The 11,680-nt window shown below is 61.0% G+C and carries 8 protein-coding genes; 7 read left to right on the top strand and 1 reads right to left on the bottom strand.

Translation table 11 applies throughout. The annotated features are described in order from the left end of the window. From DFO47_RS20550 to DFO47_RS20525, 5 genes are all read left to right on the top strand, one after another. Positions 1 to 252, top strand: a 252-nt coding sequence (locus DFO47_RS20550) for a DUF993 family protein (protein WP_133831684.1), incomplete at its 5' end; no start/stop codon positions are given. Positions 253 to 301: 49 nt separating this feature from the next. Further along, entirely contained in the window at positions 302 to 3,619 is a 3,318-nt protein-coding gene (locus DFO47_RS20545; RefSeq protein ID WP_166651776.1) for a DNRLRE domain-containing protein, read from the top strand. Between the two features lie 495 nt (positions 3,620 to 4,114). Next, a complete protein-coding gene (locus DFO47_RS20535) occupies positions 4,115 to 5,224 on the top strand; it encodes a family 43 glycosylhydrolase (RefSeq protein WP_133832857.1) in 1,110 nt (369 codons plus the stop codon). Further along, positions 5,185 to 5,787 carry a hypothetical protein gene (locus tag DFO47_RS21395; protein WP_243835581.1) on the top strand — a complete coding sequence of 201 codons (603 nt, stop codon included), beginning with the start codon at positions 5,185 to 5,187 and terminating at the stop codon, positions 5,785 to 5,787. The genes DFO47_RS20535 and DFO47_RS21395 overlap by 40 nt, the downstream gene beginning before the upstream one ends. Before the next feature lie 799 nt (positions 5,788 to 6,586). Next, positions 6,587 to 9,220, top strand: coding sequence for a Tat pathway signal sequence domain protein (locus tag DFO47_RS20525; RefSeq protein ID WP_133832855.1), 2,634 nt, complete (start codon positions 6,587 to 6,589; stop codon positions 9,218 to 9,220). Between the two features lie 1,084 nt (positions 9,221 to 10,304). Here DFO47_RS20525 and DFO47_RS20515 read toward each other — a convergent pair. Next, on the bottom strand, positions 10,305 to 10,616 hold the full coding sequence (locus DFO47_RS20515) for a 4a-hydroxytetrahydrobiopterin dehydratase (RefSeq protein WP_133832854.1): 312 nt from the start codon (positions 10,614 to 10,616) through the stop codon (positions 10,305 to 10,307). A 377-nt stretch (positions 10,617 to 10,993) separates the two neighbouring features. Between DFO47_RS20515 and DFO47_RS20510 the strand changes: the two genes are divergently transcribed. Beyond that, positions 10,994 to 11,200 carry a ribbon-helix-helix protein, CopG family gene (locus DFO47_RS20510; RefSeq protein ID WP_240685144.1) on the top strand — a complete coding sequence of 69 codons (207 nt, stop codon included), beginning with the start codon at positions 10,994 to 10,996 and terminating at the stop codon, positions 11,198 to 11,200. Next, positions 11,197 to 11,565 carry a type II toxin-antitoxin system death-on-curing family toxin gene (locus DFO47_RS20505; RefSeq protein WP_133832853.1) on the top strand — a complete coding sequence of 123 codons (369 nt, stop codon included), beginning with the start codon at positions 11,197 to 11,199 and terminating at the stop codon, positions 11,563 to 11,565. The genes DFO47_RS20510 and DFO47_RS20505 overlap by 4 nt, the downstream gene beginning before the upstream one ends. Positions 11,566 to 11,680 lie beyond the last annotated feature (115 nt).

Below are 11,680 nucleotides of genomic sequence, written 5' to 3'. Positions count from 1 at the left end.
TCCACCCGCGAACTGGGCAAGCACATCTTCAGCGCCCCTACGTTCTACTACAAGACGGGCATCGCGTTCATGTCCTGGCTCAACGGCAAGCAGCCGGGCTTCCAGATGGTGGGCGGCCTGCATTCGGGCCGCTCGGTCTGCCACCTGGCCAGGACCTTTGAACTGGCAGACCAGGCCGGACTGCTGAAGGACCCCGCACTGGCGGCCTTCCGGATGTCCGACTACCTGCGCATCAACGGGGTGGGCGTGTGAGCGACGCGTTTCTAGATACAAGGAAGTCACCACTATGCGAAGGAGCATCATGAGTAACCGATTGACCGCGAGTCCGGTCCGGGATTCCCCGTTGTCGCGCCGCGGCGGCAGAACCGCGGTCGGCGTCATCGTCGCGGTTCTCACAGCCCTTGTCTTTCCCACGGTGACAGCCCCTCCGAGCCATGCAGCTGCCCCAACACTCACAGACAACGTCTACGTACGATCGACGTCCCCCTCCACGAATTTCGGTACCGCGTCAAACTTGGTGGTTGGGAAGGGTGGTCGCGCCTACTTCCGGGTCGACGTCTCACAGATTGATGTGTCGACACTCCAGTCCGTTGTGCTGAAGGTGACCAAGTACAACAACGCAGCGAACCTCGTTGCCGTACGAAGCAGCGAGTACCTGACCAGCGCAGGCAAACCAACGGACACTACCTGGACGGAATCGAACATCACCTGGAACAATCGTCCACTCGATGTCCAGGGATCTCCCGTGGCGTCCGCCACGGCACCGCAGGGAAACGCAGTGGTTCCCATCGACATTACAGAACTGGTCAAGGCCGCAAAGGCTGCGAAGAGTGACGTGCTGTCCATCGATCTGACCACCACGGCGGTGGACGACCAGACAGTCGCAGGCACGGACATCTATTCCACCCGCGCAACGAACGCCGCTGTCCGACCCTCGGTTCAGGTCACACGAGTCACAGACGTCCCTGCCGTCGATTACCCAGTCAGCCAAAGTTTCAGCGACTATCCGTCTAACGGACAATCGGCTCAGGATGTGGTGCGCATCGCCGAGGAAAACGGGAAATACCTTGCTGTCGACAAGTCCTCCGGGGCCGTAGGTCTGACCGACACCCCGAGTTCGGCAGGATTGTTCGCTGTCTACGGATACAAGTACACCGCGGCACCGTACCAGGGGCTAGGCGGCGGACAGCAGACGACGTACTCGATCAAGAGCCTCGACAGCGGGAAGTACCTCACCATCCAGAACTACGCCGGAGGTGCCGGCCGGCCGTATTACACGAAGTCGGGTGCGAACGTCGGCGTCACCGCGACCGCTGATGATGTCGGATGGAATGAACGCTTCTCGGTCAAGGGATACCCCAGCTCTAACCAGTACACCATTGCAAGCCATCTCGACGCTTTGCGCGACGGTGCCGAAGCCACAGTATCCCCGGTTCAGGCAAGAACGACCGGCCTCATCGTTACACCAGGCGACAAGAGCGCCCACCTGTTTACATTCACATCTGTTAAATCTGATCTGCTCGAAGTCCGGCAATCAGTCACCGGCTCTTCAGTTCGACTTGCCTGGAAACCCGTGAATGGTGATACAGACGCGTCCCATTACACCGTCGACGGCAACGCTACCGCCGCCTTTGACGGGACCGTCCTAGCCGCGACCATCACGGGAGTCACGACTGGAGTCCACGAATACGCCGTCCAATACAACTCCGGCTCCGGTCCTGTGGTGTCGAAGGTCGACGTCCAAATCTTCAACCATCCGGGTGTCTCGCTGACGGGAACGCAGCTCGATGCCATGCGGGATCACATCGCGCAGAAACAGGAGCCGTGGTATTCCGACTACCTGCGGCTGAAGAATTCCGTCCCGAATTCCCTGTCGTCGCTCGACTTCCAACCGGTGTTCCGCAGTGGAGTCGGCCGCGGTACGCCCGCAGGATCAGGCAATATCGCCGACTACGAAAACTCCGGAGGTGCAGCCTACTTCCTCGCTCTGCAATGGGTCATCACAGGTGATGACCGATATGCGGCAAAGACCGCACAGATCCTGGACGGTTGGTCCTCGAACCTGAAACAAATCGACGGACGTGACCAGATCCTCGGCGCAGGGTTGGCGACACTGAAATACATCAACGCCGCTGAAATCCTTCGCAACTACCACGGGGGCTATTCCGGCTACTCCGGTGACCAGTTCGCAGCATTCCAGCGACTTATGCTGAACGTCGTCTACCCCGTCATCCAGGACGCGGGTGCGCCGATGATCGCGAATGGAAACTGGGATGGTGCAGCGATCGTGTCTCTGGAGGCGATCGGCGTGCTGACCGACAGCAAGCCGATCTTCGATCGCGCCGTATCGATGTACAAGAGCCCGTTCATGAACGGTTCCATCGTGAACTACGTCACCGATTGGGGGCAGACACAAGAGTCCGCCCGGGACCAGGCGCACGCGCAACTCGGGCTGGGGCTTATGGGGGACATTGCCAGAATCGCCGAAAGCCAGAGCGTGGACCTGTGGAGTCTCGACGACAACAAGCTTGCGCGCGCTTTCAACTGGGTCGCGCAGTACAACCTCTTCAGTGGGGAAGGTGAGCTCCGAGCCGAGCCCGTGCCGAACATCTTTGGCCGGACGGACAACACCGCCTATTGGACCACGCTGGACCAACAGTCGATCCTGCGGGGACAGCTGAGGCCCATCTACGAAAACGCCCTCGCGCACTACTCTCAGGTGCCCGGAGTGGACGTCACTTGGCTGGCACGCGCGGCACAAGCGTCGAGGCCCGAAGGGCTCGTCCATATGGACGAACTGAATTTCGACACCCTGGCCATGTACAACGGGCCGGCCACGACGACTGCGGCGCCATATATTCAGCTCCGCACAATGCTCACTCCTTGGTACCAGCGCACTTGGCCAGAGGTGAGTGCGTGGGGAGATGCACCACTGGCAGCACGCTCAATGACACCGGGCGGCACCATCCCGGCCGACTATGCAACGGAAACACTGAACTCGTACCTGGCCATCCAGAACGATTCAACGGTCGCCGTCAATGCCATGCAAAAGAAAGCACCCTACTTCCGGCTCGTAACCAACTCCGATGAGAGCTATTCGTTGCAAGACGCGACGACCGGGCGGTACCTCAGCGTCACGGCGACAGTGGTGAACGGCGAGAACGAGATCGTCTTGGGACCCTCGACGGTCGGCGGATCAGAGAAGTTCGAAGTCCGCAGCACCGGGCTCGGTCGCTACTTCCTTGTGCACGATGGACGGCTAGTCGATTTCACCGTTGACGGGCCGACCTCATCGCCTAATGATGCCAAGGTGAGTCTCCGGCTCAGCACTCAGGCAGCGACCACCAGCCCGGCGTCGACCGCCACTAACTCGCTGTTCTTCTCATTCGGAACACCACTCAGCGTCGAAGCAAAAGCATCAGTGGTCAAGAGCGCTGGTATCAGCAACGACCTTACGATCACCGTTACGACGGCGATGAGTGACGGCTCCACGACTGTCTCCACGGAGACAGTCAGCATTAACAACAACTCCGCGGGTACGTACGCGGTGGGAACCCACCAGGTGTACGTCGACACGAAGGGCAACACCGAAGTCCGCGAGTGCCGAGTCGTGCGCTGATTGCAACAACAAATGGGCCGGCCGCCTTTGAAGGGGTGGCCGGCCCATTGCGCACAACCGACAAGTAGTGTGGATGGATTCTCAGAGTCCTGGGATCAGGAATCTCCAGCGGAAGAATTGGCCGGATTCGGCACGGAGGTCGTCAAGGTCACGCCCCTCATGATGATGCTCACCACTCCAGCGCCCTAATCGATGACGTGGTCTACCCGGAGGCGGTTTGGCAGCTTGTCTTCAGTTACAGGAGGCTCGTTCCGATGTCTTTGCCGATTTGCCGGAGCAGTGAGGCGGAAAGCTCGGGGTCTTTCGAGGAGTCCTGGTCTGTGTAGTCGGCCAATGTGTAAACCCTGGTCAAGGACAATTCCGGCCAGCGCTCCTTCGGGAGGAGGGAACGGCCCGCGACGGCGATGATGGGGCGTCCCGGCAGCACCTTTGCCGTTCACGAGCGACCATGAAGCCTCCCGACGCAGTAAAGACGACTAACAAAGGAGTCCTTGTGTGATCCGCAACCCGATACTTCCAGGATTCAACCCCGACCCGTCCATCGTGCGTGCCGAGGACAAGTATGTCATCGCTACCAGCACCTTCGAATGGTTCCCCGGTGTCCGCTTCCACACTTCGAGTAATCTCGTCACCTGGCAGGCGGCAGGGTTCGCACTCACCGATCCCCAGGACTTGGACCTGCGCGGCATTCCTGACTCGGGCGGGATTTGGGCGCCCTCCCTTTACTTTCAGGAGGGCGAGTACCGCCTTCTCTTCACCATCGTGCGTACACTCGGCCAGACCAAAGACGTCGACAACTACATCATCAGCGCGCCTGCCCTGGAAGGGCCGTGGAGAACGCCTGTCTATGTTGGCTCCCGAGGTTTTGACGCCTCTCTTTTCCATGCCCCGGACGGGCGACTTTATCTTCTTGGCCTGCGCTGGGACCACCGGATCGGAAACCCCGGTTTTGGTGGAATCGAGTTGCAGGAAATCCATCCGGCCACGTTTGAGCGTCTTGGATCGGCCGAGGTGCTACATACGTCAAAGGAGCTCATTGAAGGCCCCAACATGTATTACCCTGACGGTTGGTACTACCTCCTTCTGGCCGAAGGAGGCACCGGCTGGAACCACGGGATACGATTAGCCCGCTCCCGTGACCTGTGGGGACCGTACGAGGAAAACCCAGTTCCTCTGCTGACTACCCGCGACCTGGATCCGCTCGAAGTAGCGAGAAAGGGTGAATCAGGGCCCTCCGGTGGGCTTCATAAAGCTGGCCACGGTGAGCTTGTCGCTACTCCCGACGGCGAGTGGTACCTCGTTCATCTCGCGTCCCGTCCGCTGGAAGCAGCAGAAGGCGCAGTCTGCCCGCTCGGCCGTGAGACTTGCCTGCAGCCGGTCACCTGGACGGGCGACGGATGGCTGCGGCTTGCCGACGGCGGCCACCTTCCGGCCCTTACAGTCCATGCTCCCGCGTCTCTTCCGGACGCTGCCACAGCAGTCCCCGAAGCAGCGATGAAGTCCTTTCTCCGCAGACCCTCGGCAAGGGCTGGCAGACTCTCCGTGTCCCAAGTGATGAGTCTTGGCTGCAGTGGGCAACGAACCAGGGACACAGCTTCCGGCTGACAGGCCGGGAAAGCCTGCGTTCGACACATACGCAATCCCTGGTTGCGCGCCCGCTCACTTCTGTCTTTGCGCGGTTAAGGGCCACGGTGGACGCCGTCCCAACGGAGCCGGCACACCAGGCCGGTGTCGTTGCCTATTACGACACGACCAGCCACGTCTTTTGGCACCTCACGGCCTCCGACGAAGGACGAAGGCTACTGGCCATGGAGCGCAGAAGCGCAGTCTCCGCCTCACGTGCCGTCCTGGACTTCGATCCCGGCGCCGCCGGACCGGTCCATTTGGAGATCGCCTTCGAAGGAGCAAGCCTGCGAGCATATGCCTCACTGGACGGATCGTCTTGGTCGCCCCTCGACGTCCCCGTGGATGTCAGCGAACTTAGTGACGACCACGCCGGACTGTTGCGATTCACGGGTGCTTTCGCTGGCGTTGCCACGGTAGACGTAGCTGAACACGCTTGGACCGCAGAATTCAGCGATGTCTCCTTTGTGACGTCCGAACCGCAGCTGGAAGACGGTCAACTGCAAGTGGTCGAGGCTGTTCCTGCCGGGCAGGCCTCGAGCTAGGAGCGACTTTTCGTACTCAACAGCTTGACGTTGTCAGTCCTCGATTCAACCTCCAGTGCCCGGGGCTGTCCTGTCGAATTGGAGCACCAGGCAACGGCGCAGGACTGCAGCATTTGCAGTAGTACGCGGTGGACCCAGTATCCGACAGGACCTTCGTACTGATGTCGCGTGAAACGGATGCGCTCCCGGCACTGGAGGCGGGGCGAGTTACGAAGTTCGGCGACCTAAATCGCCGCGATTGAGCTCCGTCAAGTCGGCGTTCCCTATCGACCCGGGCACGGCCCCATGCCCAAAGAGATCCAGTCTTCAACCAAGGCAGAAACGTGCGCGTCAGTAGCGGTCCAGGCACCACTTCTTGGTGATACGTCAGGTTACAAGTCGACTCCGACCTGAAAAGTAGAAGAAAACCTAAGTGTGACTTGAATCTCTGAAATCGATATCATAATCTGGTCTGCATTGAGGGCCATAGCATCTGGCCCGCCTCGTCGCCCTATCCCTTGAATTGTCGGCCAAAGGAGCTCGCATGACTGAACTATCCCGTCGCACTTTCGTACAGGCCGCCTCGGCGGCCTTGGCAACAGCCACCATCTGGACTTTGACCGATGCCGGTGCAGCCAAGGCTGCACCGGCTGGGTCTCTTCCCTTGGACCGTCTCGGATTTGGCAACCCCGCTTCGGAAAGTGCTCATGGTGTGGCTAGCTCCCTGTCGTCCTCTTTGAGCGGTGCTTTGTCTCAGCCGGCCCGGGTCCTCAACCCGACCGAACCGGCGGGTTCCTGGGGTGGAACGCTGCGTTTCCGCATGATGGTGGATCCGAAGGAAACCACGTACCTTTCGCTCAAGCTCTGGGGCGAGGACTTTGCTGCACAGGAGCAGGAGTGGCGCCTCCAGCTCTTCATTGACGGGAAGTCTGCCGGATGGCTGGACCAAGGACCTGTGGATGGTTTGGACCAGATGAGCCTGGCACCTCGGACAGCCGGGATGTTCTATCTCCATACCATCCCGCTGCCCGAAAAGCTCACCAGCGCTCGGACGGAACTCGAGGTGGAGATCCGTTCCCTGGGCAGGATTTGGGCCTACGGCGACGAAACAAGCTTCTACAAGCCCATGACCAGTCCCTCACGTCCCATCTACGCCGCTTATACGCATACCGATCCCTTCTTCGTTCCGGCGCCCGATGACCCTTTCGGAACGCCGTCGCAACGCGGTGTCCGTCCGGACGATTCGGAAGATGCCATCCAACGTGTCCGCGAGCGGGTGCTGGCAGACCAGAACGCCCTGTTTTACGCCAAGCCACCGGCGTCCCTCGATCCCTGGGCGTGGATGACACTCGTCCATGGGTACCAGTGGAAGGAGAGCCCCGCCTTCAACTCGCCGCTGGCGCTCACCAAGATCTGTGAAGCAATTGACGCCACCTACTTGGCGTGGAAAGCGAACGATGCTGTCCTCACTGCCTCCGGCCAGCAGTGGCTTGGGTTCGGACGCGTCGCGCTTGCACTGGACACACTCTGGGGAGACATCCAACCGTTGTTGGACAAGCAGGTCACGCCGGGAAGCACTTTGGTCCCGAACCCCGGATTCGAGGCCGGAACAGCAGGCTGGACTGTCACCACATGGCGGGGGAGTGGCTCCGTTGTTGCGGACCCTTCCGTTGGAAGGTCCGGCAAGAGCTCGCTCAAGGCCACCGCGAACCCGAACGGCTCAACCGGCAGCGTCGTGGGCGTCACCCTTGCCGGTAACAGCCGGCCCCTTGTAGGGAGCGGAACCTACCGTATCTCTGCCTGGTGCAAGACAGCAGACGCCACCGCCCCCGGCGCCTACCTAAACATCCTCTTCTACAACTCTGCCGGCGCCGTGGTGCAGTCCGACCGTAAGTTCTTTGCAACCACCGGCACTCACGACTGGGAACAGATCACGGCAGAGCTACCCACTCCGGCAGGGGCAGCCCGCATCCGCATCGACCTTAGGGTCGAGGGAACCGGAACAGCGTGGTTCGATGACGTCGCCCTTGAGTTAGTCAACGGTACGCCCCCAACGTCGGGCACACTCCCGCTGAGGAAGGCTGCGTACCGCGAGATGCTCGTCGAAAGCCGAGAGTACTGGCGGCAAAACCAGCGGCATTACACCAACCAGGTCCAGTTCACGAGCTTGGGAGTCTATCTCTGCAACAAGGGCCTGGAACTACTCTCACCGGCGGACGCGTGGCCGGAGCAACGCGCCCGCGAGTGGATCTATGAGGCCGTTGGGCTGCTTCCGTTGTCCAGTGGAGAAAACGCCGATGGCAGCAAGAAGTGGAAGTTGGGAAGGCAGTATTACATCTATAGCCAGCAGGGCCTAAGTCGCGAGCTTGGCTATGTTGGGGGCTACGGCGAGATCACCGCCGATCTGCTCGTGGCCATGTATGAAGCCGTCACCACGGGCGCCATCAAGCGGGACGATGAAAAGCTGCGGGCTCGGGTGGAGCAGCTCTTTCTTACCCGTGGATGGTTCAGACACGAGGGTTTCGATGAGGAAGGCCACCGGGTTATGCGGCTCGAATCCATCATCGGCTGGCGCAACGAACACTATCCCGGTGAAGTGGTTTATGTGACTCCTACAGACAAGGATGTCACCCCGCTACAGGCAACGGCCGCGTTCCCGAGCGCCAAACTTGTCGGCTGGGCTCAGCAAATGGTCAAAGATGGACAACTTGGGCCTGCACTCGCCCTCCTGCACACCGACACATCGGCGAGGATCGGGCTCACGGCCGCCCGGTTCGTCATGCACGACCTTCCCGCTTTCCAGGCTGCAGCCCCGAGCAGTGAGCGGCTCCCCGCGGGATGGGGACGTCCCGATTTCGCTTTCGCCGACCCAACCACGGGTGTGATTGCAGTGAAGCGCGGCGACGAGGTTCTGTACGCGTCACTCTATTGGCGGGCGCGGCAGGCGGTGAACCGGTGGTCACGGGTCCATCTGTTGCGGCCTGATACCGAGAGGAGTGCCACTGTCCGTTGCGACGTTGAGTTCGGGTCTGCAAATCCGGTGGGGACGTTCACCATCCAGGATTGGGTCTGCTGGGACTACACCATCAACGACAGCGACGGTAACGGCATCCGCCCCGGTGGGTTCGCCCCTCCCGGTCCTGCCCTGCACCAGGCCTACGCCGGCGAGGAGCTTCCGATCGCCCGGACGCCGGAAGGCATGGACCCGAAGCTCGGCGCTACCGCCCTCGGTGTGGAGGCCATCGAATCAGGGCGTGCTCCCTTCTATCGCCTCTCCTACGCCGGTTACCACGTTGCTATGAACACCACCAGTGACCAGAGCTTCGACTATAAGTGCCCCGCAACAGGAACCGGGATCGACTGCGTCACCGGACAAAAGACAGCACTCCCGCAGATGCGACGGATTGGCCCGGGGGAAACCGTCGTATTGTTCGATCCATCAGCCCGCTCATGACGTGCACGCCCTGCACCGAAGCGCGATCTGTGGCCCAAACAATGCAAGCCAGACGAATATCAGCGACAAACGTGACAGAACTCGAAGCCGCACTGACCGCCGCCGTGGACGCCACCATCCCGCAGGCCCTGGCAACGCGTCAAGGTATCAGAATCACACGATTGGCCCCCGGAGAGTTCGCGGTACAGGCTGATCCGGAAGTTCCCTGTGGGTACACCATATGTGCAACCTAATTAGTCGATCGTCCGGTCACATTCACCAGGGATAGCTACGACTGGAAGGGACATGAGTGGAACCCGATGGGTGCCCCTGTCCGCATGGGGGGCACCCATCAAGCCAAGCCATACCATCTGACGCGGAATGCAGGCACAACTCGTGTTACTCAGAGGCCCAGAGAGCCTTCTGCAGCGGAAGTCCGGCAGTAGCGCAGTCTTGCAACGGCTGCGTGACGAGGTGGCCGTCACGCTTATACGTCATTTCTCGGATCCCGAGGCCTGATGAGGCCTCGACCGGCGCCCACGGTTCATCCACCGAAACTGCGACGGCCGACATGACCGGCTCCGGTGAGGCTTTTGACCCTGCCTTCCTTGACATCCCCGCCGTGGACCGGGCGCTGGCCGAGCAGTTCTGACGTTCAGAGTCCCCGGGGGAAAGAATGCGACGAACGACGGCAAAACAGCCCCCTTTTGCAGGCATTCCCCCGTCTATTTCCGTGAGCCGATAATACAGATTCTGTCAGTCTTCTGAGGCGGGGAACTGGCAGTCTTAGCGCTGCCCTAAGGCTGCCCAGCGCAAGAGTCACATTTTCATCATTCGTGGCTGCCTGCGTGCCGAGGCCAAAGTGGCCATCATGCCGGCTACAGCAGGTTGAAGAAATACATGCCGGGAAGTGCTGGAACGTCCAGCGGCAGCATATGGGCGGGCAGGGCGGGGGTGACTCCGGGACTGCCAGGAATTTGGCACCCGCGTGTACCGCGGCGTCGTCGTGTCCAACGGCCAGGATGGTGCCGGCACCGACCGCGACTCTTGGCGTATCCGCTTAGCGCCTCGAAGATCTGTTCGCCCCGTGCCCGACGGCGCGGACTCACTCCGCGGCGGCGACTCCGAGGTCCGCGGCGTGGCCGCTGATGGTGCGGGCCAGGTCGATGTCGCGGCTGGTGATCCCGCCGACATCGTGGCTCGAGAGCGTGACGCCGACCTCGGGGTAGGTGAGCGTGAGGTCGGGGTGGTGGTTGGCCTCCTCGGCGGAGGCGCCGATGCGGTTCACGAGCTCCAGGCCGGTGGAGAACTTCCGGGTCCTGAAGGTGGCGGAGAGGGCCTCGCCGGTCACGCGCCAGCCGGTAAGCCCGGTCTGGGCGAGTTCGGCGGCGGACAGCTTCCGTTGGGGATCAGTCATGGTGCCATCATGGCTTCGGATGGCCGCCTGGGCTACCCCTGAGGCACCACTTCGCCAAGGGTGATGGCCGGCGCCCGCTACTGAGGGCAAAACGTCGAAACTGCGCGGGGATAACGCTGTGGCAGGTGAGAGAAAAGGCCCAGTCGTGATGCCAAGGGCGTCCTCCTCCGAGCCTTCTCCCGGGCCAAATTCGAAGGCTGCTAACGGCCGTTCGGCAAGTCCGACTAGACTCTTCGGATTCAGGCGACTGGCCGACTGAGAGAGACAGCCAGCAAAAAACTTTATGCCTGCGGCCTCGGCCCCTTGAGCTCGGGAGTCGAATCAAAGGTGGGTGCGGATTGCTGAAGGTGTCAGTACCGCTTTGGTACCATATGGGCATGGCTATGAATCTTCGTGTCCCTGAAGACCTCGATCGGCGGCTGGAGAAGTTGGCTGCCGAGGAACACACCTCCAAGTCCGCGCTGCTGTTGCAGGGGGCAGAGTTGGTTCTGCAGCGCCATGCGCGGCGGCGCGAAATCAGCGAGGGCCTTGATTTTGTTATGAGTCATGATGCGGAGTTGCTGAAGCGCCTTGAGGACGCGTGACAGCGTACCTGGACATTGAGGATGCACTTCAGGTAGTTGATCGCTACGGCTTCCATATCCGTGATGTCGGCTTGTTGGCCTCGGCGTTGGCCAGGCCGGCTACCACTGTCATGGGCGCGGAGGCTTATCCCGAACTAGCGGTCAAGGCGGCCGCGTTGTTGGAGTCGGTCGCACGGTTCCATCCACTCATTGATGGGAACAAACGGACCGCGTGGACGCTCATGGTGCTGTTGCTCTGGATCAACGGTTACCGGCATGGCTTCACGACGGATGAAGGCTTCGACCTCGTCGTCGGAGTCGCCGCGAGCACCGTCGACTTGCTGGACTCCGCCGCCGAAATTTCCAGGCATTTGGTGCCCCGGTAGCCCTTGACCCCCTGAAAATGGGGTGTGGACAATGTCCACACATTTCGTCTCGTGCTGCCTCGTGCTGCTGCCGGAGTTCTTCGAATTCCGCATGTTTTCGCGGGAGCCGAGTGTT

The sequence above is a fragment of the Arthrobacter sp. AG258 genome (assembly GCF_004364695.1).
Classification (GTDB): domain Bacteria; phylum Actinomycetota; class Actinomycetes; order Actinomycetales; family Micrococcaceae; genus Arthrobacter.
Note: the sequence above shows the minus strand (reverse complement) of the source record. Positions and strands in the feature narration are given on the sequence as shown.